This is a genomic window from Ignavibacteria bacterium, from assembly GCA_013177855.1.
Taxonomy (GTDB): Bacteria; Bacteroidota; Ignavibacteria; order Ch128b; family Ch128b; genus Ch128b.
Window position 1 is genome coordinate 293,560 of the sequence record JABLYA010000001.1, and the last position, 26,471, is coordinate 320,030.

25 protein-coding genes are annotated in these 26,471 nt (G+C 35.0%); 12 read left to right on the forward strand and 13 right to left on the reverse strand.

Annotation, left to right across the window (positions count from 1 at the left end; all coding sequences use genetic code 11):
- Positions 1–8: 8 nt before the first annotated feature.
- The gene (locus HPY57_01300; GenBank protein NPV10414.1) at positions 9–1,286 is read right to left on the reverse strand and encodes a TolC family protein; all 1,278 of its coding nucleotides are present in this window, start codon (positions 1,284–1,286) and stop codon (positions 9–11) included.
- 109 nt (positions 1,287–1,395) lie between these two features.
- Positions 1,396–1,746, reverse strand: a complete 351-nt coding sequence (locus HPY57_01305) for a hypothetical protein (protein NPV10415.1) — start codon at positions 1,744–1,746, stop codon at positions 1,396–1,398.
- Positions 1,747–2,073: 327 nt separating this feature from the next.
- Here HPY57_01305 and HPY57_01310 point away from each other — a divergent pair, with 327 nt between their 5' ends.
- Together HPY57_01310 and HPY57_01315 are read left to right on the forward strand one after the other, a co-directional pair.
- Positions 2,074–2,346 carry a hypothetical protein gene (locus HPY57_01310; protein NPV10416.1) on the forward strand — a complete coding sequence of 91 codons (273 nt, stop codon included), beginning with the start codon at positions 2,074–2,076 and terminating at the stop codon, positions 2,344–2,346.
- 17 nt (positions 2,347–2,363) lie between these two features.
- Positions 2,364–2,690 (forward strand): hypothetical protein, encoded by a 327-nt coding sequence (locus HPY57_01315; protein ID NPV10417.1) that lies wholly within the window; start codon positions 2,364–2,366, stop codon positions 2,688–2,690.
- Positions 2,691–2,891: 201 nt separating this feature from the next.
- Here the strand turns inward: HPY57_01315 and HPY57_01320 are convergent, their stop codons facing one another.
- A complete protein-coding gene (locus HPY57_01320; protein ID NPV10418.1) occupies positions 2,892–4,241 on the reverse strand; it encodes a glucosyl transferase in 1,350 nt (449 codons plus the stop codon).
- A gap of 806 nt (positions 4,242–5,047) precedes the next feature.
- Here HPY57_01320 and HPY57_01325 point away from each other — a divergent pair.
- The 3 genes from HPY57_01325 (at position 5,048) to groL (ending at position 7,949) form a co-directional block, all read left to right on the forward strand.
- The gene (locus HPY57_01325; GenBank protein NPV10419.1) at positions 5,048–5,725 is read left to right on the forward strand and encodes a hypothetical protein; all 678 of its coding nucleotides are present in this window, start codon (positions 5,048–5,050) and stop codon (positions 5,723–5,725) included.
- 271 nt (positions 5,726–5,996) lie between these two features.
- Entirely contained in the window at positions 5,997–6,296 is a 300-nt protein-coding gene (gene groES / locus HPY57_01330) for a co-chaperone GroES (GenBank protein NPV10420.1), read from the forward strand.
- A 27-nt stretch (positions 6,297–6,323) separates the two neighbouring features.
- The gene (groL, locus tag HPY57_01335; GenBank protein NPV10421.1) at positions 6,324–7,949 is read left to right on the forward strand and encodes a chaperonin GroEL; all 1,626 of its coding nucleotides are present in this window, start codon (positions 6,324–6,326) and stop codon (positions 7,947–7,949) included.
- A 401-nt stretch (positions 7,950–8,350) separates the two neighbouring features.
- Here groL and HPY57_01340 read toward each other — a convergent pair whose 3' ends face one another.
- From HPY57_01340 to HPY57_01350, 3 genes are all read right to left on the reverse strand, one after another.
- Positions 8,351–8,734: an Hsp20/alpha crystallin family protein gene (locus HPY57_01340; GenBank protein NPV10422.1), complete on the reverse strand. Its 384-nt coding sequence runs from the start codon at positions 8,732–8,734 to the stop codon at positions 8,351–8,353.
- A 23-nt stretch (positions 8,735–8,757) separates the two neighbouring features.
- Positions 8,758–10,665 (reverse strand): molecular chaperone DnaK, encoded by a 1,908-nt coding sequence (gene dnaK, locus HPY57_01345; GenBank protein NPV10423.1) that lies wholly within the window; start codon positions 10,663–10,665, stop codon positions 8,758–8,760.
- A 78-nt stretch (positions 10,666–10,743) separates the two neighbouring features.
- A complete protein-coding gene (locus HPY57_01350) occupies positions 10,744–11,181 on the reverse strand; it encodes an Hsp20/alpha crystallin family protein (protein ID NPV10424.1) in 438 nt (145 codons plus the stop codon).
- Between the two features lie 257 nt (positions 11,182–11,438).
- Here HPY57_01350 and HPY57_01355 point away from each other — a divergent pair, with 257 nt between their 5' ends.
- The 7 genes from HPY57_01355 to HPY57_01385 all read left to right on the forward strand — a co-directional run bounded on the left by HPY57_01355 (position 11,439) and on the right by HPY57_01385 (position 18,843).
- Positions 11,439–12,209: a biotin--[acetyl-CoA-carboxylase] ligase gene (locus tag HPY57_01355; GenBank protein NPV10425.1), complete on the forward strand. Its 771-nt coding sequence runs from the start codon at positions 11,439–11,441 to the stop codon at positions 12,207–12,209.
- 2 nt (positions 12,210–12,211) lie between these two features.
- Positions 12,212–12,985, forward strand: a complete 774-nt coding sequence (locus HPY57_01360) for a type III pantothenate kinase (protein NPV10426.1) — start codon at positions 12,212–12,214, stop codon at positions 12,983–12,985.
- A complete protein-coding gene (locus tag HPY57_01365) occupies positions 12,978–14,147 on the forward strand; it encodes a cysteine desulfurase (GenBank protein NPV10427.1) in 1,170 nt (389 codons plus the stop codon). Before HPY57_01360 ends, HPY57_01365 begins: the two co-directional genes overlap by 8 nt.
- Positions 14,148–14,151: 4 nt before the next feature.
- Positions 14,152–15,717, forward strand: a complete 1,566-nt coding sequence (locus HPY57_01370; GenBank protein ID NPV10428.1) for an SLC13/DASS family transporter — start codon at positions 14,152–14,154, stop codon at positions 15,715–15,717.
- Positions 15,718–15,782: 65 nt separating this feature from the next.
- Positions 15,783–16,232 carry a PspC domain-containing protein gene (locus tag HPY57_01375; GenBank protein ID NPV10429.1) on the forward strand — a complete coding sequence of 150 codons (450 nt, stop codon included), beginning with the start codon at positions 15,783–15,785 and terminating at the stop codon, positions 16,230–16,232.
- The gene (locus tag HPY57_01380) at positions 16,222–17,133 is read left to right on the forward strand and encodes a hypothetical protein (protein NPV10430.1); all 912 of its coding nucleotides are present in this window, start codon (positions 16,222–16,224) and stop codon (positions 17,131–17,133) included. The genes HPY57_01375 and HPY57_01380 overlap by 11 nt, the downstream gene beginning before the upstream one ends.
- Before the next feature lie 210 nt (positions 17,134–17,343).
- A complete protein-coding gene (locus HPY57_01385; protein ID NPV10431.1) occupies positions 17,344–18,843 on the forward strand; it encodes a family 10 glycosylhydrolase in 1,500 nt (499 codons plus the stop codon).
- Between the two features lie 1,514 nt (positions 18,844–20,357).
- Here HPY57_01385 and HPY57_01390 read toward each other — a convergent pair.
- From HPY57_01390 to HPY57_01420, 7 genes are all read right to left on the reverse strand, one after another.
- Positions 20,358–20,870 (reverse strand): hypothetical protein, encoded by a 513-nt coding sequence (locus HPY57_01390; GenBank protein NPV10432.1) that lies wholly within the window; start codon positions 20,868–20,870, stop codon positions 20,358–20,360.
- 113 nt (positions 20,871–20,983) lie between these two features.
- A complete protein-coding gene (locus tag HPY57_01395) occupies positions 20,984–21,259 on the reverse strand; it encodes a hypothetical protein (GenBank protein ID NPV10433.1) in 276 nt (91 codons plus the stop codon).
- Positions 21,260–21,298: 39 nt separating this feature from the next.
- Positions 21,299–21,544, reverse strand: coding sequence for a hypothetical protein (locus tag HPY57_01400; protein NPV10434.1), 246 nt, complete (start codon positions 21,542–21,544; stop codon positions 21,299–21,301).
- A gap of 155 nt (positions 21,545–21,699) precedes the next feature.
- A complete protein-coding gene (locus HPY57_01405; GenBank protein NPV10435.1) occupies positions 21,700–22,467 on the reverse strand; it encodes a serine/threonine-protein phosphatase in 768 nt (255 codons plus the stop codon).
- Positions 22,468–22,471: 4 nt separating this feature from the next.
- On the reverse strand, positions 22,472–23,071 hold the full coding sequence (locus HPY57_01410) for an FHA domain-containing protein (protein NPV10436.1): 600 nt from the start codon (positions 23,069–23,071) through the stop codon (positions 22,472–22,474).
- A gap of 5 nt (positions 23,072–23,076) precedes the next feature.
- Positions 23,077–23,700, reverse strand: a complete 624-nt coding sequence (locus HPY57_01415) for a hypothetical protein (GenBank protein ID NPV10437.1) — start codon at positions 23,698–23,700, stop codon at positions 23,077–23,079.
- Positions 23,701–23,934: 234 nt separating this feature from the next.
- Positions 23,935–26,409: an AAA family ATPase gene (locus HPY57_01420; GenBank protein ID NPV10438.1), complete on the reverse strand. Its 2,475-nt coding sequence runs from the start codon at positions 26,407–26,409 to the stop codon at positions 23,935–23,937.
- Positions 26,410–26,471 lie beyond the last annotated feature (62 nt).

Consider the following 26,471-nt stretch of genomic DNA (forward strand, 5'->3'; position numbering starts at 1 on the left):
CTCCAATTTTATTTTAATAAACTTTGTCCAACAGTTTCTTCAAGAGTAAACAATGATAAGTAATACTTAAGAAGTGCTTTGATATAATTGTTCTTTGAAGTTATCAATGTTTGTTTCGCTTGAAGGTATTCTAGATATGTAATTTCACCGGCATCATAACTCTTTGCTGCAACACGAAAGATTTCCTCTGATTGTGGTAATATATCATTCAAATAAAGTTTTACCTGTTTAAGGTCATTTTCATAGTCATTAAATGCACTTTTTAATCTAAGGTAAACTTCATTCTTTACTAATTGCAGTTCCGATTCAGCAATGTTTACATTTGCCGATGCTTCTTGGATTTGTCCTCGTTGTTGGAACATAAACCACAATGGAACAGAAATTCCAAATGATGCGCCGTAATAGCCCCTGTCGCCATCCCGTGCTTGCTTGAAGTAGGAAAGATTGAAGCTCGGCAGAACTGAAGACCACGCAAGCTTTTTATCAATAGAAGATGAACTTAAATTTAGTTCTGCAATTTTTATTTTTGGATTAGCATAAGAAGATAAGCTGAATAATTCATCTAAAGAAAAGTTATATTCTTTAAAAACTAAACTATCTTTTAGCGTAAAAATTTCTTCTGATTGTCTCCCATATCCTAAGGCAAAATTTAATTCTGCAATTGCAGTTTTAAGCTCATTGCGCACAACTTCTAAATTATTTTTTGCCTCTGTGAATTGAACTTTTGCAGTCAATCTTTCAAGATTAGTTCCTTCACCAACATTGTATCTTATCTCGGCTTTTTTAAAAAAGTCATCTGCAATCGATAGATTTTCTTCTGCAATCTTTAATTGTTCCTCCTTTGCAAGCACATTATAATAAGTAGATTTTATTTGCGATGTGATTATAAGCTCCGTCTGCTTAAATCTATAATAAGCAATCTCTTCCTCGTTACTTAATTTGCTCCCTTTTAAAAAATAGTTCGTCGGAAATTCAAAAGATTGGTTAACCTGTTGAGTTCTCTCGCTAAAACTTTTTAGGCTTTTATCTTTTGGTGTCCATTCATAACTCACAGATATTTCTGGTGATGGAAGGGATATCCCGCTCCAAAATCTTCCTTTAGCTGCCAATATTTTTTCTTGTGCTGACTTTATTTCCGGATTATTTTTTAATCCAATTTCAATAGCCTCTTTCAAGCTAATTTTTTTAACTTCTGTTTGCCCGTAAATGCAATGCGGAAACAATATAGTTACGAATAAAACAAAAATTTTATTTACGAGTAATTGGGTTTTCACAAGATTTAACATTTTTTCTCCAAATATTTCTTAATAGACTAATACGCAGTTAGCGGAAATACAATTATTCCGCAAATGAAATGTTTGTCTATATCCGGCGGTAGAAATGAAAATAGATTAGTTAAATCAGAAAAGTACTGTTAAATAGATAGGTGTGTGTGGAATGACTTAAAATTGTAGGCTGATATGTTTTGTTATAAATAAAACTTTGGACAGATGTTTCTTCAATTTGAAGACAACGAGTGCATAAAATTTTTGTAAGCCCAAGTTTTGGTAATTCATCTTTTATTGTTTTTGTACGGCTGCTAATATTTTTTACAATTTCACAGAAATCATGTGCACCGTGATTATCACCATCAAAATCAAAAAAACCTAACTCTGAGTGTAAAAATGTGAAAGCGATTGTTCCAAGCAAAGCAAGAGCAACCAATTTAACCCCAATTTTATGCGATATTTTTATACTGTATTCCATATTTTAACATTACAATATACATAGATTTAATAAAACATTAAATGAGTTTTTTAAGTAGCGTTTAAAAACTTTGTAAAGGTAAAAAATAAAAGAGGCATTTATCCTCCTTAAATTTGAAGAAAAAATGGAGGATAAATGCCTTGTTAATTAAATGCCAACGAAAGTTGGACGAAATTAAAAACTATTTCAAAGAAAACAAAAGCTTAGTTTCATTAAGTAGCGTTTAAAAAATCGTATAAAGGTAAAAAATAAAAGAGGCATTTACCCTCCTTAAATTTGAAGAAAAAATGGAGGATAAATGCCTTGTTAATCTAATGCCAACGAATGTTGGACGAAATTAAAAACTATTTCAAAGAAAACAAAAGCTTAGGTTCATTACTAAAGCCAATGGTTAAAGATTTTGTTAAACACTTAATTGAAACAATTCTTGAGACAAAGATTGAGTATGAAAGGAGTAAAGCGGCGATCAAAAAGAATTGGTATCGGAATGGTTATTATCAAAGACATTTGCTTACAACCTTTGGATTAATTGAGAACCTAAAAGTACCAAGACTTAGAAATAGGGTCTATGAAAATGGGATTCCCCAAAAATGGCAATGAAGACTTGATGATTTTGATTGATTTATGATCAAAATATTCACACAAGAAGTTTAGTATGTAAGTATTTTGATGTAAATGTAGAAGCAGTAGCTATATTTTTAGATGATGGATTGATTAAAACAAAATCCTCAATCGAATTAAGATTTCATCACTTGTTCAACACAACAAATCTAATTGAAAGATTTATCAGAGAAATTAGAAGAAGAACTAATGCAATAGGACATTTTGAAAATCTTAGTAGTGCTGATAAAAATTTGTTCTTAGTAGTTAGTCATATTAACATAGATTTAATGTGTAATGCCTCTTCAAGTAATTTTAACATTTACACAATTTTTGGGACTTAATCATTATAAACAACATCAACGAGATTGAAATTTTCTTTTTGATTGTCCTCCCCCTTTTTATAAAAATTTGCTTTTTAAGATAAAAGGTAAATTGCACTCACGGACAAATTTGACATAAACTAATTTTTTTAGACTTTGAGCAATGGTTTGTCAGCATCGTTACTTTATTACTTGTCTGGTGATGTTCTATTCATATCTTCTTCACCTCCTCCCCATTAATATTACTGCTTCTGATGCTAATGAAATCTGATTACCTCCAACAGCAACAACCAAATTATCCTTTATAGCTACTTTAGTATATGCCCCATTATATAAATATGGTTCTTGATATTGCTTCCAACTTAATCCGTTGAAATGTAGAAAATCACCAAAAGCACCTACGCCTATTACATCGTTTATGTCATTACCCCTGATTGATGTGGTGGCAAAAGTTGTTAATCCTTCTGCTATGTCTTTCCATTCTATCTTATCTTTGAACCAATGTTTATAGTATATCCCTTGTCCTGCGAGATAATATGATTTATCTGATTTAAACCAAACTGATACTAAAGGCCAGACTCTGGGCTCTAATTCTATTTTTCTTACCACCAAATTTTCTATCTTTAGAAGTTCCCTATCATTTAAAGACTGGCGGTTAGAGGCTACAGCCAAAATTTCCCACTCATTAGTTTTAGGGTTATAATCGCCCCAAATATCGTTTATGTTTAAGGTTGTGTGGCTCTCTATTCTGCGCCAGCTAGTCCCATTATAGAAAATAATACTACCAACATTTCCAATTCCATATATTGATTTATTTGAATTTCCCCATAACTTTTCAATGGTAGCATTTGGGTCGGGTAAATTTAACCGGGAATAAACAAGTTTAACTGAGGATGAAACACCATCCCAACGAAATACACTTCCCGCTGCTAGATAAATTTCATTTGGACTTAACACAAGAATACCTCTAATCGGTGCTACAATTAAATTATTATTATAAAAGAGTTTTTTTAGTGTCCAGTTTTTTCCATCCCATTTTACAATACTGTAAGGTTGAAAATCAGGATTGCCAAGCGAATCTTTCATAAAAATGCTTCCAACAGCAATAATATTGTTTTCGTTAATAATGACAACATCATAAAGAACACTGCCTCCTATCTCTCCGCCAAATGTAAACATCTCAAATGTAAACTCGTGACTTGTTGTGTCCATTGTCTCAAAGTTTATTTTTGTGCTCGTGTATTCCTTACCATCTGAACCTTTTACTTTTACATATACTTCATACTTCTGCTTTGGAAGTAAATTCTCTATGTAAAACAAAGTATCATTTGTGGTGAATATTGTAAAAGATTTAGTAAGATAACTTTCTCTATAAACATCAACTCTTACAGGTTTGGGGAGATTATTTAATTTCAAATTAAACCAAGCTTCAGTGCAGCTTGCATCTTCAAAATCTAACCATAACATTTCAAATTCATTTGGCTCAACAGGTGATCTCTTGCAGGTGAGGGTTGTAAAGAAAAAGAAGAATAAAAGTAAGAGAAAAAATATTTGTCTTATAATCTTAGGCATAAGAAACCCTCTTTACTAAGTTTCTGTAGTTTTTTAATAAACTCATTATTTGTTTGCTTGTAGAGATGGAAAGTGAAAAGAAGGATATAAAAATTATTTAATTCAATTAGACGCATTTGAATGTCCACATTTCCATATGAACTTTAAGAAATAAAAAATAAATTGTCAATATGTTTTGTCTTTAGTTAATAAGAACTCAAAAGCAATTGAATTAAATCAAACAAAAATCAATATCGAAAAAAGTATGAAGAGAATACACAATTATGAAAAACTTAAACTTTTGGAAAATGCTTTAATTGGATATGTTAAAGGAACTAAAACTATGGTAGCTTAAACATAAGAGGAACTCTTCGACTTCAACTAAATTTGCATAATTAACTTTAGAGATCTTAAAATCTTTTAATTGCTGATTAAAATTTGTTCTTTATACTAAGTGACATTGACATAAACTTATTAGGTAATAACTATTAAGTTATTTTTATTTAACACAATTTTAAAACTAAATCAAATTAATCCCCTAAACTCTATAAATAACAATTTATTTCATCTGGTATTATGATTTTTTTCAATTTAGTATTCAAATAACTTAATCTACTTTTTGAATTACTATCACAATCGTTCAAAAAATTAACTAATGTTTACAATCAATGCTTCACTTTATGAGAATAACTAAAAATTGGGTTCAAATATGATCAACATCTATTTTAGATACGCTTCAGATACGCTCCAGATACGCTTTAAATACGCTATAAATCCACTTAAATTACTCTCAAAATTTACTTATATTTGGTAAAAATTAATTAACTATGGCTGATGTAAATAAGAAAATAATTGGGACATTGAAAGGCAAACTTGGCGATGTTGTATTTCGTGAAAGAAATGGCAAACTCATCGCTTATTCAAAACCAAAAAAATACAAGAAAACAAAATCAGTTAAGCTCAAAAAAGAAAGAAGTAAATTCGCAACAGTAGTTCAACTGGCTAATATTATCAAAAGTATCCCAGATTTATATCTTATTTGGAAAAATTCTGATTTACCTGGTTCAAATGCGTATCAACGAATTATTAAAAATAACTTAAAATTAACTAACGGAGTTGATCTATCAACTAATAATCTTTTGTTACCCCCCGGTCTGGATTTAAACATTAATATTGCTGATATTCTAAAATCAAGGAATAGAATTAATGAAATTAATATTGAAATAAATTTTGATAATCATTCCAATGAAATATTTAAAGAATCAACATTGTTGGCACTTTTTTATAAAACTAATAGTTTGCAAGACATTAATATTCAAGAAAAATTTTTTACCTCTCAAACTGAGATTCAAATAGATTTTAACTTTAATAAAATAAATTTAACACTCCCTGTTAATCTTAAATTTGCTAATGGTGATTCAGTAATAGTTTTATTTGGCTTAATCTCCCAAAATAAAAGTGATGATATTTTTTGGACTTCATCTAAAGGATTTAAACTAATTTAATTCATCTTTTTTTAATTTGACTAATTATCGTTGTTTAGAAACTCAGTTACTAGTTTAATATCATTGATAAACCAAATTTATTCAAGAAGTTTTAATTATATTTATCCTTTAACCATTCTTTCATCTTTACCATCAAAAAAATAAAATTCTCAGCTTCTGAGATAAAACCAGTTACTTGATTTAAATCTCTCTATTTATTATTTTAGCACTCGCTATTGGAGAGTGCTAATACAAGGTTTAAACAATCAAAAACAAAATAAGGAGAAAAAATATGGCAGGATTTAGCTTAAAACCATTAGCAGATAGAGTTATTATCAAACCAGCCCCTGCAGAAGAAGTCACAAAGGGCGGAATTTATTTGCCAGATACAGCTCAAGAAAAACCACAAAGAGGTGAAGTTGTTGCCGTTGGTCCAGGCAAAATTTCCGAAGAAACTGGCAAACATATTCCTATGACCGTTAAAGTCGGTGATAAAGTTCTTTATGGTAAATACTCTGGCACCGAAGTTAAGATTGACGGTGAAGAGTATTTAATTATGCGTGAATCAGACATTTTTGCAATTATTCAATAAGTCGAACAAATGAAAGGAGACTGAATTATGTCAGCAAAATTAATTGAATTCAATCTTGAGGCTCGAAGCAAACTTAAAAAAGGTGTCGACCAATTAGCCGATGCTGTTAAAGTCACACTTGGTCCAAAAGGACGTAATGTAGTGATTGACAAAAAATTTGGCGCACCTACAGTTACTAAAGACGGTGTAACTGTTGCAAAAGAAATCGAGCTTGAAGATCCAATTGAAAATATGGGAGCTCAAATGGTTCGTGAAGTTGCTTCCAAAACCAGTGATGTTGCTGGTGATGGAACAACTACAGCGACAGTATTAGCCCAAGCAATCTTTGCAGAAGGATTGAAGAATGTTACTGCTGGTGCTAACCCAATGGATCTTAAGAGAGGAATTGATTTAGCCGTTGAAGCAGTTGTTCAAAATTTAAAAAAGTTAAGCAAACCCGTAGAAACCTCTCAAGAGATTGAGCAAGTTGGTGCAATTTCAGCAAATAACGACCATTCAATCGGAAAGATAATTGCAGAAGCAATGGATAAAGTAGGAAAAGATGGTGTAATCACTGTCGAGGAAGCAAAAGGTACTGAAACTACCTTAGAAGTAGTAGAAGGAATGCAATTCGACCGTGGTTATCTTTCACCTTATTTCGTCACAAATGCCGATACGATGGAAGCTGTTCTTGAGGATCCATACATTTTAATTCACGATAAGAAAATTTCTGCAATGAAAGATCTTTTACCAATTCTTGAGAAAGTAGCTCAAAGTGGTCGCGCTCTTTTGATCATTGCCGAAGAAGTTGAAGGTGAAGCTTTAGCTACTTTGGTTGTAAACAAATTAAGAGGAACATTAAGAGTCTGTGCAGTAAAAGCTCCTGGCTTTGGTGATAGAAGAAAAGCAATGCTTGAAGATATTGCAATTCTAACTGGTGGTACCGTAATCTCTGAAGAAAAAGGATTTAAACTCGAAAACGCACAGCTCTCCTACTTGGGTCAAGCTGCTCGTGTTGTGGTTGATAAAGATAATACAACAATTGTTGAAGGTAAAGGTAAGAAAGAAGAAATCAAAAAGAGAATTAATGAAATTAAAGTTCAAATTGAAAAGACCACCAGTGACTACGATAGAGAAAAATTACAAGAGAGAATGGCAAAACTTTCTGGCGGTGTCGCTGTTCTGAAAGTTGGAGCTGCTACCGAAGTCGAGATGAAAGAGAAGAAAGCTCGTGTTGAAGATGCGTTACACGCTACCAGAGCAGCAGTTGAGGAAGGTATAGTTCCAGGTGGTGGTGTTGCTTACCTAAGAGCAATGGAAAATCTTGAAGTAAAAGTTGAAAACGAGGATCAGAGAACTGGTGTTGAAATTGTAAAGAAAGCACTTGAAGCTCCAATTCGACATATTGTAGAGAACGCTGGATGGGAAGGTTCAGTTGTTGTTCAGAAAGTAAAAGAAGGTAAAGATGATTTTGGGTTCAATGCTAATACAGAGAAATTCGAAAATTTAATGAAGAGCGGTGTTATTGATCCAACTAAAGTTGCAAGAATCGCATTACAAAATGCTGCATCAGTTGCTTCGATGTTAATCACAACTGAGGCTGTAATTGTAGAGAAACCTAAGAAAGAACAACCAATGCCACCAATGCCTCCAGGTGGTGGATATGATTATTAATAGATAAAGCCCTCCTATTGTAATGTCTCATAAGTCCTCCTGGTGAGCCCGTCCATCTCGGACGGGCTTATTATTTTTAGATTAACAGAACATATCATTTTTACTCTTACAAAATCTTTAGATAGTCTTTCAATAGATGTATTTCGAAGAGCAAACAACTTAATAAATTACTTTCTAATAATCCCTTGGGAATGTTAATTGACTTAATCCAATAGAGCTATATTTCAATTATTTTCGGCAAAAATTCAACTAAAAATTTTAACCCATTCATAAAATTTCTATACTTTCAGCTTAAAAGATTTATCTGTATAAAAAATCAGCTTTGTGATTAAAACAAAAATAACTTTTAAAATAAAAAAGGCGGTCAGTTGACCGCCCTTTGCCTTAAACCCCCTTAGCGATTAATTAATTGAGATCACCTTTGGCTTAATGCTCTCGTGCTTTGGTAAGACAATGCTTAATAATCCGTTCTCAAGTTTAGCTTCAATTCTTGTCGTATCAATTTTATCAGACAGATTTAGTTGTCTGAAGTAATGACCATAACTCTTTTCTCTTAAGAGAAATCTTTCATCCTCAACATGATTTAAGTCAACTTTACCAAATATAGTGAGAACATTGTCTTCAAGTTTTAGAAAGATATTTTCTTTACTTACACCAGGCATATAAACCTTTACAATGAAGTCATCATCGTTTTCAATGATATCAATCACTGGTTTTACCAATGGTTCAGTTTCAATTAATCTTTCCCAGTCTTGTTGATTTTTGATGTTTTCAACAGTATTCATAAAATTCCTCCTTTGTTTAAATTTTATTTTTTATCATCATCAATTATTTCATAAGAAGCGTCTTCTACATCTTTATCTTTCTTCTCACCAGATGTAGAACCCGTTGAGCTACTTTGAGCACCTGAAGAACTTCCAGCGCTTTGATACATCTGAGTTGCAGCTTCATTCCATACACTATTCAATGCATCCATTTTGGCTTTGATCTCGGATATTACACCTGATTTATGGGCATCTTTTAATTGATCAAGAGCAGCCTGAATTTTAGCTTTCATATCGGGTGATAATTTATCACCATATTCTTTTAATTGTTTCTCAGTTGTGAAGATTAGATTATCAGCCTGATTTTTCAATTCAGCTTCTTCACGTTTTCGTTTATCTTCAGCTGCATGTTCTTGAGCATCTCGTTTCATCCGCTCAATTTCTTCTTTAGTTAAACCACTGGATGCTGTAATTCTGATACTTTGTTCTTTACCAGTTGCTTTATCTTTAGCCGAGACATGCAGGATACCATTAGCATCAATATCGAATGTAACTTCAATTTGTGGAACACCTCTCGGTGCAGGTGGAATTCCATCGAGTATGAAACGACCAAGTGTTCTATTATCTATTGCCATCGGTCGTTCACCCTGCAAGACATGAATCTCAACTGAAGTCTGATTATCAGCCGCCGTTGAGAATATTTCACTTTTTCGAGTTGGAATTGTTGTATTTGCAGGGATCAAAACTGTCATTACTCCACCGAGAGTTTCAATACCGAGTGACAGAGGCGTGACATCTAACAAGAGAACATCTTTTATTTCGCCACTAAGAACAGCACCTTGAATAGCAGCACCAACTGCAACAACTTCATCTGGGTTTACACCTTTATGAGGTTCTTTGCCAAATAATTCACGAACAACCTGCTGAACTTTTGGAATTCTTGTTGAACCACCAACAAGAATTACTTCATCAATCTGATTTGGAGTTAAGCCAGCGGCTTCGAGTGCTTTCTTGCATGGTTCAATAGTTCTTTGGATTAAATCATCAACGAGTTGTTCGAATTTTGCTCGTGTAATTGTCATTTGTAAATGTTTTGGACCATCAGCGGTTGCAGTAATGTATGGCAAATTGACTTCCGTCTGTAATTGCCCAGAAAGTTCAATCTTAGCTTTCTCAGCTGCTTCTTTCAATCTTTGCAATGCCATCGGATCTTTGCGTAAATCAATCCCCTCCTGTTTCATAAATTCATCAGCAATGTAATCAATTAATCGTTGATCAAAATCATCACCGCCTAAGTGACCATCACCATTTGTAGCTTTAACTTCAAAAACACCATCACCTAATTCAAGAATTGAAATATCAAAAGTACCACCACCCAAATCATAAACGGCAACTTTCAAATCTTTATTTTTCTTATCGAGACCGTAAGCCAATGCAGCAGCAGTTGGTTCGTTTATAATTCTTCTAACATTTAGACCAGCAATTTCACCCGCATCCTTTGTAGCCTGTCTTTGAGCATCGTTAAAGTAAGCTGGAACAGTTATTACTGCATCAGTGACTGGTTCGCCAAGATAATCTTCCGCAGTCTTTTTCATCTTTTGCAAAATCATCGCAGAAATTTCTTGAGGTGAATATACTCGATCCCCAATTCTTACTCTTGCCAGACCTCCTTCATTTACTACTTCATACGGAACGAGTTTAATTTCGTGTTGAACTTCGTCATACCTCCTACCCATAAATCTTTTAATTGAAAAGATTGTATTCTTCGGATTAGTAATAGCTTGACGTTTTGCAGCAGCACCAACAATTCTTTCCCCTGTTTTAGTAAATGCAACAACAGATGGGGTTGTTCTACCGCCCTCTGAATTAGGAATAACAACAGGTTCGTTATTAATCATTACAGCAACGCAAGAGTTCGTTGTTCCTAAATCAATACCAATAATTTTTCCCATAGTTTTATCTCCTTTCTTTCAAAATTTTTTATAAAAAAAAAATTTAAGGTGAGCCTCAAGCTCACCTTTACGAAATCATTATTTAATTTCAATTAATTTCTTATTAGCTGGAGTTGGTTCTTTCTTCGCAGCTTCAATCATTAACATACCATTCTCGAATTTAGCCTTGACCTTATCAGGATCTACCTCAGCAGGTAAGGCGAAGCTGCGGCAGAAGGAACCATAAGTTCTTTCAATTCTGTAATAGTTCTTTTTCTCGTCTTTAACTTCAGATTTTTTCTCGCCCTCAATTGTGAGGACATTGTCCTGCAAAGTAACTTTTACATCTTTTTTATCAACACCTGGCAACTCAGCAGTTACATAAACATTGTTCTCATCCTCCGAGATATCTACTCTCGGATAGAATGTTGAGGTGAAATCCCAATTGAATGCTGTTGGTAAATCATCAAACAAACTTCTCATTCTTTCGCTCAAGGTTTCAAGTTCTTTGAATGGATTGAATTTTACTAATGTCATATTCATTCACCTCCTTTCTTTTTTGTTTTTTATTTATTTCGCTTAAGTAATCTCAATCACTGTGCCAGATAAATTCCTGTATTTTTTTTCAAAAAATTGATGTTTTTTAGTATTATCCTTTTGACAATTTGGCACTATTTTGCAAAGCTCATGACAAAAATTCTATTTCTTGACAAACTGATGACAGCTAAAATTATTAAAAATTCAAAAATTGAAAATACCTTGTTAATAAACGAAGCCTTTTATAATATTGAAGTATGAGATTTAATATTGATTTAATGAAATCCCAGCTCACTTCAAACCTTACTAACCTGGAAATCGAATATTTTGAAGAAATTGATTCCACTAATACTTACTTACTTAAAAGAAAAAATTTCTCCAATAAAATTCTAGTTATCGCTGATTATCAAACTGCAGGAAGGGGTAGGTTTAATCGTAAGTGGTTATCTGATCCATCGAAAAATTTAATGTTTTCGATTGGATTAAAAAATGTAGATCATTCAGACTTACAAAAATTTAGCTTTTTTACTCCCCTCTCAATACAGGAAGCTGTTGAAGATTTTATGAATTTTAAGTTGAAAATTAAATGGCCAAATGACCTAATATTTGAAAACAAAAAAGTTTGCGGAATTTTAATAGAGTCACAGATTGAAAATAACGAAAAAGCAAAAGTTGTAGTTGGAATTGGAATTAATGTAAATCAGACAGAATTCACACCAGAACTGGAAGATAAAGCGAGTTCCCTGAAAATTATTAAAGGCGAAGAAATTAATCGTGAAATTTTATTAGCCAGAATATTGACAAAATTTTTCTATTACCTTGAGAATTTAAAAAATAATTTTGATGAAGTTTATCAAAGCTACAGAGAAAAATGTGTTGGAATAGGTCAGAATATTACTGTTCTCTTTGATCGAGAAATTTACTCAGGTATATTGCTCGACATAAATAGAAATGGCGAACTTGAACTATTAGTTGAAGACAAAAAATTTTCATTTAAATCCGGTGAAATAACTTTACTTAAGGAGTGAATATGCTTTTAGCAATTGATACAGGAAATACTCATACAACTTTTGGAATATATCAAGATGATCAATTAAAGTTTACTTTTAGATTGTCAACCAAAGCTGTGCATGATAAAGAAGTATTTTCAGATTTTTTAAAGTGCACTTTGCAATCGCTCAATGTTTCATTGCTGGATATTACTGATTGCGGCATTTCTTCCGTTGTTCCATCAGTTGATAAAAATTTAGAATTAGTTGTTCAAAATTTATTTAAGATCGAACCTTTCTTTATCACACCTTCAATTCAACTCCCCTTCAATTTACTGGTCGATAATCCCACTGAAGTTGGTTCAGATAGAATTTGTAATGTTGCTGGTGGTTTTACGAAATACGGAGGTCCACTCGCAATAGTAAGCTTTGGTACAGCAACTGTGTATGATATTGTATCAAAGAATGGTGATTTTTTAGGTGGAATTATTGCACCAGGAATTCAAACTTCAGCAAGAGCTTTATATCAAGCTGCTGAGAAACTTCCAGAAGTAGAATTAATTTTCCCCGAAAAAGTAATTGGTACCAATACTATAACAAATATGCAGTCAGGCATTATGTTCGGCGCACTTGATGCTTTTGAGGGAATGATTAATCGGATAAAGGAAGAATTGAATTCAGATGTTAAGATTGTTATAACTGGAGGTTTCTCAAAATTGATTTATGGGAAAACAAAATTAAAAGTAAATCTCGAATTTGATTTGGTTCTTGAAGGTATCAAAATCTTAATTGAAAGACAGAAAAAAAATGACTAAATATCGAGATGTTTATTTAGATTACGCTGCTACTACGCCGCTCCATCCTGAAGTTCTTGATGCTATGCTTCCATACCTCAAAGATAAATTTGGCAACCCATCATCGATACATAAATTTGGACAGGAAACTCGTGCAGCAATTGAAATTGCACGAGATGATCTTGCAAAACTACTCAATGCCAAACAAAGCGAAATATATTTCACAAGCGGCGGAACAGAAGCAATTAATTTTGCTTTAATTGGAACTGCAAAAGCATTAAAAAAAGATTATGGAAAAGATGAAATAATCACATCACTAATTGAACATCACGCTGTATTAGAAACCTGCAAATTCCTCGAAACTGAAGGATTTAAGGTTACTTACTTAAAACCTGATAAAATGGGAAGAATTAACCACAAACAAATTGAACAATCAATTACTGATAAAACAGGATTGGTCTCATTAATTCATATAAACAATGAAATTGGTTCAATAAATGATATCTATTCAATTTCTGAGATAACTAGCAAGAATAAAATTATTTTTCATATCGATGCAGTCCAGAGTTTTGGAAAATTCAAATTTGATTTAGCGAAATTAAAAGTTGACTTATTATCAGCTTCAGCTCATAAAATAAACGGACCAAAAGGAGCAGGCTTCTTATATATTAGAACTGGAACCCCTATCTCACCAATCATTTTTGGGGGTGCGCAGGAGAGAAATCGGAGAGGTGGAACTGAAAATGTAGCAGGTATTATTGGCTTAGCCACCGCAGCCAAAATTTCACATTCAAAATTAGAAGAGAATCACTCTATAGTTCTTCAAATAAAAAATTATATGATTGAAAAGCTTCGTGAATTTAATGATAAAATTCTCTTTAATTCCCCACTAGAAAACTGCACACCGTATATCCTAAACATTTCTTTTAATCCAGATTACTATAATATCGATGAGAATACATTAATTATGAATTTTGCCATTAGAGGAGTTGCTGTTTCAAGCGGCTCAGCATGTACAAGCGGTGTATTGGAACCATCACATGTTTTAATTGGACTTGGATATGACAAAAGTAGAGCCTCTAGTGCTGTTAGATTCTCGTTCAGTCCTCAAACAACTATCGAAGAAATTGATTATACTATTCTTGTTATGAAAGAAATTATTGAACTTCTCAAAAAGAGTTAATAAAATGAATGAAGCTATTTCAAAATTTGATAAAATAAGAAGTTTATTAGGATTTATTACTGGTCCTGTTTTATTCATAATTATTCTGATTTTGCCGACTCCACAGAACTTTATTGATTACCTTCAATCAAACTTTTCAAGTTTATCAGCTTCAGAAATTTCACAGCTTTCATACAGTATGAAAATTGTACTGGCTTTGCTACTGATGATGGTGATTTTATGGATAACAGAGGCAATTCCAATCCCAGCAACTGCAATTCTGCCAGCAGTCATTCTTCCATTATTCAAAGTTAGTGGAGTTGCTGGAAAGGAAATCTATTTTTTTAATGGGAAGAATGTGCTTGCTAATTATGCTAATCCAATAATTTATCTTTTTCTAAGTGGATTTTTGATTGCAAGGGCTATGCAAAAATGGAATCTGGATAAGCGTTTAACTTATTCAATATTAAGCGTTAAAGATCTTGCTAATAAACCGAAGTCAATAGTTTTGGCGATGATATTTATTTCAGCTTTACTCTCAATGTGGATTTCAAATACTGCAACGACAGCAATGTTGCTTCCACTCGTCATTGGAATTGTTAGAATTACAAAAACAACTAACAACAATTTTGCAAAAGCCCTGTCTTTATCTATTGCTTATGGTGCATCAATTGGAGGAGTTGCAACCTTGATCGGAACACCTCCAAATGGAATTTGCGTTTCGATTTTACGCACATCTGGTATGGGAGAGATTAACTTTCTTGAGTGGATGAAATTAGGTCTTCCCATAACTTTTATTAGTATTCCAATAGTTTGGATTTTGCTCATAAATGTTTTTTCAATCAATCAAGTTGAAATTCAAAATGGTAAAGATTTTATATATGGCTTAAAAGAAAATTTAGGTTCTATTTCTAAGGGTGAGAAATTAACCCTATTAAGTTTTATTATTCTATTAATCTTATGGATAAGTAATCCATTCTGGGAACATCTGCTTCCTGAGAAAATTCTAAATCAACTCACTTATTTCGATGAAAACATAATTGCTCTATCAGTTGCAATCTTAATGTTCTTTATCCCTGTTGATTGGAAGAACCGAAAATTTGTTCTCGATTGGGAAGACTCAAAATTTATTGATTGGGGGACTTTATTACTTTTTGGCGGTGGTATTGCTTTATCAGATGCAATGTTTAAGACTGGACTCGCTGGCTGGATTGCAAAAAGTTCAATTAACCTGATCGGTAATGCAAATATTTTATTAGTTTTAGTTATAGTGATTATCCTGATGGAATTACTAACAGAAGTAACTTCGAATACAGCTGTGACTTCGATGATGATACCAATTCTCCTTTCAATTTCTAATGGGTTAAATATAGATGGTAAATTACTCGCACTTGCAGCAACATTTGCAGCTTCAATGGCTTTTATGCTGCCAGTTGCAACACCACCCAATGCAATAGTTTATAGTACGGGGCAATTAAAAATTACTGACATGCTCAAGGCTGGAATTTTTCTCGATTTATGTACATGGCTGATAATAATTCTAGTTCTTTACATATTCGGGCATTTAATTTTTAGAATGGTTAACTTTTAATTAGCTTTATGTAATCGAAACATTCTTGCATTTAAGTCGTCAAAGAAAAAAATCTGGAGAATAAAATGAATAAAAAGCTTTATAGATCTCGACAAAATAAAATAATTGGTGGTGTGTGTGGAGGAATTGGAAAATATTTCGATATTGATCCAGTTCTGATCCGTCTTTTATTTGTTTTAATAACTCTCTTAAATGGTGCTGGACTAATATTATATATAATTCTTTTGATTATATTACCTCTAGAGCCCTTTAATCCCGATGAAATTGAAATAAAAGATTTTACAGAAATTCCTGACGAAAAACTCGTTAATACGGCATCTGACTTCACTGATCGGAAGGAAAAAACTAAGAAGATTTTTGGAATAATTTTACTAATAATTGGAACTCTTCTTTTTCTGGAAAATTTCATAGACATACTTGATTTTGAGATTTTTGCTCCTCTAATAATGATATTGATAGGTTTATATCTCATTTATGACAGCATAAAAAAACAGGGAATAAAAAATGAAAACTAATCATTTCTTTTGGGGAATATTTTTAACAGTTCTTGGTTTACTCTTTTTAATTGATAATTTTTTTGCAGTAAACGTGGAACTGGATTTTATTCTAAAACTCTGGCCAGTAATTTTAATTTTGATTGGTTTGCGATTGATACTCAAAAATAAAATCGCATTAAATCTCTTAGTATTTGTTACTGCTGTTCTGTTATCTTTTATTGTTTATGCTTTTATTTTTAATCCATTCCATTGTGGGAATGTTCGTCTTTATCGAGATATGAAGAAAGAGAAATCAGAAACGATAAGTCATTTTTACTCTCCACAAATAAAGAATGCAAAACTGAATGTTGAGTTTAATTACGGAATGATGAAGATTAATTCATCCACTAAAAATTTAATTGATGGTGAAGTTCAATACAAAACTGGTGAATACAAATTTGATGGAGATCTCTCCGACACCTCAGCATTTTTTTTTCTTAATTCAGAAGTTTCAAAAAAAGGATTTGATATTATTCTACCTTCGAAGAAAAATCAAAATCAGTTAGATTTAAGACTTCATCAAAACCCCGAATGGGATATTAAAATTCTTACAAACATATCTGATTTCAATCTTGACTTCACTGAAATCAAAGCAAAGGATATAAAAATTGAGAGTAACTTTTCGTCAGGCAAAATAAAATTAGGTCAACCAGCAGGTCAGTCAACCATTTACGTTGATGTTAATTTTTCAAGTATTGATATAGATTTACCAGATAATGCTGCAATTGAAATTATTACGGACAAAAATTTCTCGAGTGTAGATATAAATGGTTTAGAAAAGATTGAAAAAAATATTTATCGTTCAAGGAATTTTGATAAGTCAAAAGATCATTTTGTGATTGAGCTTTCAAGTAATTTTTCATCAGTAACTTTTCATTAACTTATTTTATCTAAAATTCAAATCTTTTTTACCTACCTTCAAAATCATTTCTCAGATATTCAATCGCTGTTTATATTGCATTAAAAGATTATTTAATTAATTGTTAATGTCTGTGCTTATAGGTATCGAATTTCTAATTTTTATGTTATCCAGAATAAACTGAATTTTTAAAACCAAAAAAAATCAAATTCAAATCTTAGAGGCAGAAAAATGAGAAAAATTTTATTGGCAATGCTTTTAATCATAGTTCTTTTTAAGTCAACAATTGCTCAACATATTTATCCTAAAAGGGAATTTCGTGGTGCATGGGTTGCAACTGTTGCGAATATAGATTGGCCTGGAAATCGTAATGCAACATCAGGGCAGAAAATTTCCGAGCTTGTGCAAATCTTTGACAAATTAAAAGAAGCAAACATGAATGCTGTTTTCTTTCAAGTAAGGACTGAATGTGATGCATTGTATAAATCTAATTTTGAGCCGTGGTCATATTGGTTAACAAATGAACAAGGTAAAGAACCAGAGCCTTATTTTGATCCGCTTGAGTTTGCAATTTCAGAAGCGCACTCACGGGGGATGGAATTGCATGCCTGGTTCAATCCTTATCGAGCTGTGAAAGATACTGGTGATTATCAAATTTTTTATAAACATATTTCACAAACTAATCCTGATTGGATTTTATCGTTTGGTAATTACAAAATGCTTGATCCCGGAAATCCTGAAGTTCAAAACTATATTTTAAATGTCATAGCAGATGTCCTGACCAGATATGATGTCGATGGAATTCACTTTGACGATTATTTTTATCCTTATTCTCCAAAAGTCTCAAAAGAAGATTCAATCACATTTTCGAAATTCAATCGTGGTTTCACAAATATTGATGACTGGCGACGAGATAACATTAATTCATTAATGAAAAGAATATATGAATTAATTAAATCTTACAAACCGTATGTAAAATTTGGTATCAGTCCTTTTGGAATAGTTGAAAATAAATATGCTGGAACAGATGGGTTTAATTCATATTCAATTATTTACTGCGATCCGTTAAGCTGGATTAGAGGGAAATATATCGATTACATAATTCCTCAACTCTATTGGGAGATGGATCATCCAAAGGCACCTTACCGTAAGCTTTTGCCCTGGTGGGCTTCTGTTGTTGAAGATAGGCATTTATATATTGGACATTTTTCAAGTCGATTTCAAGCTAAAAATTACCTTGAAAAAGGTTTTGAAATTGGTGAACAAATTAAAATGAATAGAGACAATAAGAATGTGCTTGGTTCGGTATTTTTTAGTGCGAAATCAATCTACCAAAATCAAGGCGGACTATTAGATAGTCTAAAAAACAAGATTTATAAGTATCCTGCCCTGCTTCCAACAATGAATTGGATTGATTCAATTCCACCGAATAAAATTAGAAACTTAAGTTTTCAAAAAATGAGTGATAAAATAATTCTTGAATGGGACGAACCTGAAATAAATTCTCAGGGTGAAAAAGCCTATGGTTATGTTGTTTATAGATTTGTAAATAAAAATAAAGTTGATTTAGAAAACCCAGAAAACATTTTAAGTATTTTAATTCCCAAAAAAGAAAAATTTGTAGATAAAATTGATGATAAATTACAGGGTGAGATTACTTATATAATTACCGCACTGGATCGTCATCAAAATGAAAGCGAAGGTGAAAGTATAAGAATTGTAATCAAATAAAGATGAGAATAAGCAACTAATATCAAAGCCCTTTGTGGTTTTAATATTCTTGATTACCATTTTACACCCAATACAAATGAAGGATAATCAAGTTAAATCCTTTCAGGATTTGGTTTTTTATGCAGCACATAATTCGTTCTACAAATAGGTCGTCGTTATGCAACTTTAATTTGGCTGGATGTAAAAAAAATCTCTCTACAAATAGGTCGTTGCTACGCAACTTTAATTTTGATGTTGTTCAATATTTTTTCTACAAGTAGGTCATCGCTCTGCGATTTCTATTAAAATGTCTGTAGGTAATTTTTGTTTTTATCGAACTTAAAAAAGCTTCGTAGAAGCGACCTATTTGTAGAAAAGACAAGAAACAAAAAATATCAAAGCTCCATAGGAGCGACCTATTCGTAGAATTAACCACGAAGTGGTGAAATTATCATAGAATGAAATTCAAACAAACACAAAATTAAAACTCAGAAGGAGTGACATTATCAAATCAATCACAAACTTCAGAGTTTTGAATTTTTGGCCTGAAAATTTTTTTATAATGTCATCCTTTCAGGATTTTTTTATTTCTTGTCCCTGTAATTTTATCTATAATAATTTCATCCTTTCGGGATTTGATTTTTTATGCAGCACATAATTCGTTCTACAAATAGGTCGTCGTTATGCAACTTTAATTTGGCTGGATGTAAAAAAAATCTCTCTACAAATAGGTCGTTGCTACGCAACTTTAATTTTGATGTTGTTCAATATTTTTTCTACAAGTAGGTCATCGCTCTGCGATTTCTATTAAAATGTCTGTAGGTAATTTTTGTTTTTATCGAACTTAAAAAAGCTTCGTTAGAAGCGACCTATTTGTAGAAAAGACAAGAAACAAAAAATATTAAAGCTCCATAGGAGCGACCTATTTGTAGTAAAATTAACCACGAAGTGGTGAAATTATTAAAGAATGAAATTCACACAAACACAAAATTAAAACTCCGAAGTAGTGTCATTATTAAATCAATCACAAACTTCAGCGTTTTGAATTTTTGGCCTGAAAATTTTTTTCATAATGTCATTCTTTTAGGATTTTTTGATCTTGTGCCTGCAATTTTATCTATAATAATTTCATCCATTCGGGATTTTTTATGTGAAATTGATTTTTCTATAATAATTTCGTCCAATCTGGATTTAATTTTCAATTTGCTGAATTTAAATCAATCTCTTTTTTGGGAGAATTTTCTCAACTCCTAAGGAGTTGAATTTGATTAGCCCCGAATTGCATTCGGGGAATTTGTTCAAAAGAATAATCCAACCCTGAAAGGGTTGAATGTGATGTTCAAAATTTTTTTGTTTGATCTATAATTGATTTTTTAAGATCGTTTAGAACAATTTCTGTTATAATTGAACCCCTTCAGGGCTCTTTTTTTCTTCCCATTAACCCCCAATGCGATTGGGGGCTATTCACATTAAATCACTGCGGGGTTTTTATATTTTTTGTTTTTTTATGTGTAATTGTTTTTTCTATAAAAATTTCATCCATTCTGGATTTGATTTTTTATGCGGTATATCCTGCGATTATGAAATTCTTTTAATCTATCGAATACTTTATTGGTTATTCCACTAATAGTTGATAAACTCATCATGGGTTCATTAAAGAAATATTTAACTATTCTTTTTATATCTCTGTAACTTTCACCTTGTGTGAAGACTTTTGTTATAAAGTCATTTACATCACTAAGGCGTCTTTCCCATTTATTAAAAATATTATTTTGATATACCATATATCTTAATCTCGGAACTCGAATATTTTCAATTAGTCCGAACTTTGTAATTAGATGTCTTGTGTAATAACCATTACGGTACCAATTCCTTTTTATCAAAGCTTTACTCCTCTCATATTCAACTTTTGCTTCAAGTAAAGTTTCAATTAAATATTTCAGAAATCTTAATACAATTGAATTAATAAAATAAACTAGATTTTTGTTTCCTTTGAAATATTCAATATTTTCGCTTAGGTCTTTATTGAATGTTATTTTCATGGGCATTTATCCTCCATTTTTTTTCAAATTTAGTGAGGGTAAATACCTCTTTCATTTTTATCCTTTTAAACAATTTTTAAACGCTATTCTTTATTTATTAAAATACTCTTATATCTGCCCTAATACAGATGTCCTGTCTTATCATACCTTCGTTTGTAATAGCTCGTATATGTGATATTAAAATGCCTCATGAATTCCCCAAGATTACCCTGAGGTGTCTCAATAAGCAGATGGAAGTGGCTCTTCATCAATATACAGCTGAATACTTTGATATTATAAATTTTCGCTGACTGGCTTAATATCTTACAAAATGTTTTTCTGTCTGTATCATAATCAAATATCCCTTTCCTTTCATTGCCACGACAGGTAAATGAGATAAACTGCTCCAGTATAATGTATCCTTAATGGCCTCGCCATAGGTTTTTATACCATTTTTACTCTCTTTTGTCAATTGTAAAGAATTGACCTCTTTTTCCTATCATATCATCCATTTTCGCAAGAACTGTAGCAATTTGCGAGTTACTGTCAACGGAGCGAACAGGAGCCTCACGATGAAACGAACCAGATCCGCTGCCAGGCTTCCAATCATCGCATCCGCCACTCTTGTTCCAATGAACAGCGCCGTAAAACCTTGCAGAAAAATCAAGGCTAAGAGAGCCATAAATAATAGTCGTCCCCATGAAGGAAGAAAAGGAGCGAGCAGAGTGAACAGGAACATTCCAAAACAGACAGCTGCGTCGTCAGACTCTGCTGCCTAACATATAAAGTAACACAACAAAAAGCCAACCAATCAGAACGGCAAACTCGTATGGTACGATATCCGGGAACTCCATAGCTATCCCTCCATCTCAGATCCGCTATGCTTATTCATTGTTCTGCAAATGTGGATAACAATAGCCGATACATTATCTTGTCCACCTCGTTTCAAGGCTGACACTACCAGCTCTTTTGCAGGGTCCTGTGCAGTATTTAGAATTGCTTCAATTTCATCGTCTGTTATCATATCCGTTAATCCATCACTGCATAAGAGTAACACGTCGCTATCTAATAATTTGAGGTGTGCACAGTCCACGAAAACTGTCTTCCCCCCACCAAAGGAATTTAAAAGCATATGCGATGGAACACCTGTGACTGCCTTTACCGAGTGATCCTGCGATATTTGAACGAGACATCCGTCTCGCAGCCGATATAGCCGGCTATCTCCTGCATTGAAATAGTAAGCAAGTCCGCCATAAAGCAACAGAGCCACCAACGTCGTTCCCATCCCTGCCAAGTCGGGATTACGCTGTGATTCTTCTAAAACCTGTGCATGAACCTTCTGTGCCCATGAGCGAATCTGCTCTAATAATGTGGATTCTGAAAGTCCTGAAGGAACACTATGAACTTCCCGGGCCATCAATTTTAGAACCATCTCTGCTGCTACCTCTCCGGCATTATATCCTCCCATACCATCCGCCAGAGCAATGAGATAGCAGGCATCCCCATCCAGTAGAATCGACAGATCCTTCCGTCCCTCTGCTAGGATTTCCTCCCCAAGCAGAATCCTATCCTCATTCCTTTCCCTCCGGCCGGTATTGGTTAAAGCCGTAATGCGCAGTTCCATGATTTCACACCCGCTCAGTCTTGTCTTGCTTGTGATCTTTTATTTCAATGTAGAACTCAATGTTGCCGATTACAAGAAAGGATTTATCCTTCAACACCTGGGGTTTGTGTGGCTCAAGCACCTGATTATTATATTTGGTTCCGTTTGTTGAACCGAGATCTGTTACCATCCAACCCACCTGAGGGTCGAAGGTGAACTTGCAATGTTGACGGGATATTTTCTTAAAGGGTGAAAACACATCCGCAAAACGCCCTTCCGTTCTCCCGATCACATCGCCTTTTTGGATGACTATGTCAAGGTTAAGATTTCGATTAATGAGATGAAGCCCGACGGTTGGTGAATCCACCTGAAGGATTGGTCCTTTCGCCTGTGTTGTTCGAATGCTTGCCTGCTCAGGGGGAGGTACCGATGCAACAGGAGCGCCGTCCTTAAACAGGTTTGAAGCCTTAACAAGTTCTTTGCTATCAAAAGTACAAAATCGGCCCCGGCCGGGTCTGCGACACTGAGGGCAGAACTGCAACTCCTGTCCGCACTGGTCACAGAACCAGGAGTCGTCATCAATTTTTGACTTACAGTTGGGGCAAATCAGCATGTGGTTTTCCACCCGTTTTACTCAAGGTATCTACGTTTCATGTTTGTAATAATCATAAAACAGTTGGCAAAAGCTTCTTCATATTTCCTTGCGCTGATAAGTTCAACCGTCTTTAATACCAGTTGCTTGTAGAGTTGTGCGTAAATCTCGTGCGCGTTTGCTTCTCCCTCAATGGCTTTCACAATACGAGGCGCGATAGAGTAATATTCCAGGATGAGAGCGTCCCCATCAGAGAGGTTTCGCACATAAGTATCCCGGAAAGCCCGTAACACTTTCAGTTCAATGCAATCATCAGGCAGGTGCATTGCTTTAGCGCATGCAGTTGCGATGAGACAGGGGCCATCTTTTACAACCCTTCCAGACTCTTTTTCAACACGGACGCCCGTGTCATGGTCGGTGAACCAGCCCATTTTCTTTATCTTCCCAGTTTCCTTGTCAATCCGGTATCCTGTATACGACTCGGTAAACCAGCCCACTTTCTTTATCTCCCCAGTATCCTTGTCAATCCGGTATCCTGTATACGATTCGGTGAACCATCCAACTTTCTTTATCTCCCCAGTCACTGGATCGATACGGTAGGAACCATCCGTGTCCTCAATACCCATTTTTCTTAAGAGTTCTTTCAATTCTTTGTCATCCATTTTACTGCCACCTTCCTAGATTATAACTTTCATAACCATTTTATCTTCTTAATTACCTATCTGCTGCCGGCATATACAAGCACGTAACTGGTTCTTGATCAAGATGCGCATAATCTCGTTCATCCGTGTATATTTATTTGGAGAAACCGCCGGCCAAAAAGCCGGGGAAGAAAAGGCAAACCCGCCGACTTCCAAGAAGTCTGCCGTCGCTCCTTCTAAGAACTCTGGTGCTAATCATTTTGCCACCTCCTCTATATCGTCCACAGTGATTGTAATGAGGTCTTCTTGTTGGGTAGTACCTTCGGCCAGCAGACGCTGGATTCTTTCCGCTTGACACACAAGCACCTGCTCAAAGATGTTCCTGACTGTTCTACCGTTGGCGAAATTCTTGTCCCGACGGCGGTAAAGATCCTCCATAAGCGTAAGAACCTTCTCTTCTGCATCAGGTCCCAAGCGCATGGCCTTTGCCGACACCATCGAAATAAATATCGCTTTCAATTCTTCGGGCATATAGTCCTCAAAGTCGACGTAGCGGGTAAAGCGTGAGGCCAGTCCCGGGTTAGTGTCCAAAAACCTCTGCATTTCATTGGGGTAGCCCGCCACAATAACCCCAAACTTGCCCCTATCGTCTTCCATACGCTTGAGAAGCGTATCAATTGCTTCACGGCCAAAAGAGTCGTATGCCAGGGTATAGGCTTCGTCAATAAACAGGATTCCTCCCATAGCCCTGTTGATAACAGCATTTGTCTTGGGTGCCGTCTGCCCCACATACTCTGCTACGAGGTCTTTCCGGTCGACCTCCACGATGTGCCCTCGCCGCAGAAGTCCAAGAGCCTGGAAAATCTCCCCCAGAATACGAGCTACCGTCGTCTTACCGGTGCCCGGATTCCCACGAAATACAAAATGTAAATTCAAAGGCGTCTGCCCAACTCCTGTCGCTGCCCGTACTCGCTCCACCTCCAGGTAAGCCGCCAGTTTCCTTAACTCTTCTTTGATCCGTTGTAAACCAACCAATCCATCGAGCTTTGCCAGAACCTCCTGCAAGGAAAGACGTCTCTCCTCGCCGTGATAAGCTTTTCGGACATCATCAGGCAAAATCAACGACCATTCCTCTGGATCCTCTGGAGGCTCTGCCGTAACTCGCCTGCTTTGGACTTTGATACATTCCTCAACAAAATTTCTGACCTCTCGAGCGTTGGCGAAATTCCTATCGCGTCTCTCCCACATCTCCCATAAAACTCTCTTGGCTTCCTCGTCCGCACATTGTCCCAGTTTGTATCCGTAACCCCTCACCATACCTTCAAAAATCAAGAAAAGCTCCTCTGGCTTATAATCAGGTAGGTGGAAAAACCGTGTGAACCGAGACCGAAGTCCAGGATTTGAGTCCAGAAATCTCTGCATTTCCTGCTGATAACCTGCTGCAATCACAACCAATCTCCCCCGGTCATCCTCCATTCGTTTAAGGAGTGTATCAATTGCTTCCTGCCCAAATGTATCATTATCCCCCTGCTTCATGGTATAGGCTTCATCAATGAAGAGGACACCCCCTAAAGCCTCATCTATCTTCGCGTTTGTCAAGGGTGCCGTTTGTCCCACATACCCAGCTACAAGGTTCTTACGATCAACTTCCACCACATGTCCTCGGTCCAATAAACCTATGGCTGCCAGGACCTCACCTAACTTTCTTGCGATCGTAGTCTTGCCCGTGCCAGGATTCCCGGTAAGCACCATATGAAGATTAGGAAGGAACGGGCGACCTGACAGATCCGCACGCTTCTTCTGGACTTCGAGCATTTTGATCAAATCGCCAATTTCTTTCTTGACCTCATCCATCCCTACAAGCTCGTTCAGTTCACGCATAATCTCCTCAGCCGGCTTCACCTCTGTTACTGGCCCCTTTATATCCTCTGGAAAGATAAGTCCATCGTCCCCCTTGCGGAGTAGATATCTTTTTCTGATGCCGTCTGCCTCGCTCTGGGCCACATGTCCATTCCCATAGGACTCATCTGCGTGTCGGTAGAGCCACAGGAAACGCTTTCTTAGCATTTCACGAGCCTGGTCTGTAAGATACAATCCCCAGGCGTTCAACTTCTTCTCAGCAATGGTCAACAATTGATCATGATTCAGTCTCGTGAGCCTCAGGGTATAAGCGAAAAGCCCCTTAACATTCGGGTTGTTCTTCAAGTACTCCTCAAAGCCCTTGTACAAACCTGCCAGAATTACGATGGGGTCGTCTAACGACTTCTTTATCTCCACAAGCAGTTTGTCGAGGGGATCTACAGTGCTGGAGTAACCTGCGGGTACGAGCTTTTGCACATCATTGATAAAGAGCAAATTACCTTTTGCCTTTTGAAAGTTCTGCGCTAAGTCCTTATTAAATTGCTGATAATCTGCAGCCTCAACGGTCACCGCATCCTTGATAAGACCGCAGCGTATGAAGGTTGCAGTCAAGAAGTCAACAATTGTGTTCTTACCTGTTCCCGCCTCCCCTATGATGATAGTATTGAAGTTAGGCCGCCCCACCGATTGCCCTTGTTGTCTTTCTGCAAGTTGCACAATCTCCAAGAGCTCCGCTTTTACCTGCTCCGAGACGACGAGATCGTCAATAGCTAGACTTGTTGTGAGGTTCGCAAGGCGTTCCCCACAGCGCTTGCAGTACTTTGCGCTATCCCGGTTGTTGGTAGCGCACTTCAAGCACGTGTTGGACATGCCAACAATGCCTCCTTCTACAATATGCTAAAACTCATCCCGGGATGACCTTTTAACTACCA

Excerpts from the sequence above, each read along its gene's own strand:
- HPY57_01375 (NPV10429.1), top strand. The coding sequence starts at position 15,783 with ATGAATAAAAAGCTTTATAGATCTCGACAAAATAAAATAATTGGTGGT.
- HPY57_01370 (NPV10428.1), top strand. The coding sequence starts at position 14,152 with ATGAATGAAGCTATTTCAAAATTTGATAAAATAAGAAGTTTATTAGGA.
- groL (NPV10421.1), top strand. The coding sequence starts at position 6,324 with ATGTCAGCAAAATTAATTGAATTCAATCTTGAGGCTCGAAGCAAACTT.
- HPY57_01360 (NPV10426.1), top strand. The coding sequence starts at position 12,212 with ATGCTTTTAGCAATTGATACAGGAAATACTCATACAACTTTTGGAATA.
- HPY57_01300 (NPV10414.1), bottom strand. The coding sequence starts at position 1,286 with ATGTTAAATCTTGTGAAAACCCAATTACTCGTAAATAAAATTTTTGTT.
- HPY57_01385 (NPV10431.1), top strand. The coding sequence starts at position 17,344 with ATGAGAAAAATTTTATTGGCAATGCTTTTAATCATAGTTCTTTTTAAG.
- HPY57_01390 (NPV10432.1), bottom strand. The coding sequence starts at position 20,870 with ATGCCCATGAAAATAACATTCAATAAAGACCTAAGCGAAAATATTGAA.
- HPY57_01405 (NPV10435.1), bottom strand. The coding sequence starts at position 22,467 with ATGGAACTGCGCATTACGGCTTTAACCAATACCGGCCGGAGGGAAAGG.
- HPY57_01415 (NPV10437.1), bottom strand. The coding sequence starts at position 23,700 with ATGGATGACAAAGAATTGAAAGAACTCTTAAGAAAAATGGGTATTGAG.
- HPY57_01355 (NPV10425.1), top strand. The coding sequence starts at position 11,439 with ATGAGATTTAATATTGATTTAATGAAATCCCAGCTCACTTCAAACCTT.
- HPY57_01365 (NPV10427.1), top strand. The coding sequence starts at position 12,978 with ATGACTAAATATCGAGATGTTTATTTAGATTACGCTGCTACTACGCCG.
- HPY57_01350 (NPV10424.1), bottom strand. The coding sequence starts at position 11,181 with ATGACATTAGTAAAATTCAATCCATTCAAAGAACTTGAAACCTTGAGC.
- HPY57_01325 (NPV10419.1), top strand. The coding sequence starts at position 5,048 with ATGGCTGATGTAAATAAGAAAATAATTGGGACATTGAAAGGCAAACTT.
- HPY57_01340 (NPV10422.1), bottom strand. The coding sequence starts at position 8,734 with ATGAATACTGTTGAAAACATCAAAAATCAACAAGACTGGGAAAGATTA.
- HPY57_01305 (NPV10415.1), bottom strand. The coding sequence starts at position 1,746 with ATGGAATACAGTATAAAAATATCGCATAAAATTGGGGTTAAATTGGTT.
- HPY57_01320 (NPV10418.1), bottom strand. The coding sequence starts at position 4,241 with ATGCCTAAGATTATAAGACAAATATTTTTTCTCTTACTTTTATTCTTC.
- HPY57_01420 (NPV10438.1), bottom strand. The coding sequence starts at position 26,409 with ATGTCCAACACGTGCTTGAAGTGCGCTACCAACAACCGGGATAGCGCA.
- HPY57_01380 (NPV10430.1), top strand. The coding sequence starts at position 16,222 with ATGAAAACTAATCATTTCTTTTGGGGAATATTTTTAACAGTTCTTGGT.
- groES (NPV10420.1), top strand. The coding sequence starts at position 5,997 with ATGGCAGGATTTAGCTTAAAACCATTAGCAGATAGAGTTATTATCAAA.
- dnaK (NPV10423.1), bottom strand. The coding sequence starts at position 10,665 with ATGGGAAAAATTATTGGTATTGATTTAGGAACAACGAACTCTTGCGTT.
- HPY57_01400 (NPV10434.1), bottom strand. The coding sequence starts at position 21,544 with ATGGGGACGACTATTATTTATGGCTCTCTTAGCCTTGATTTTTCTGCA.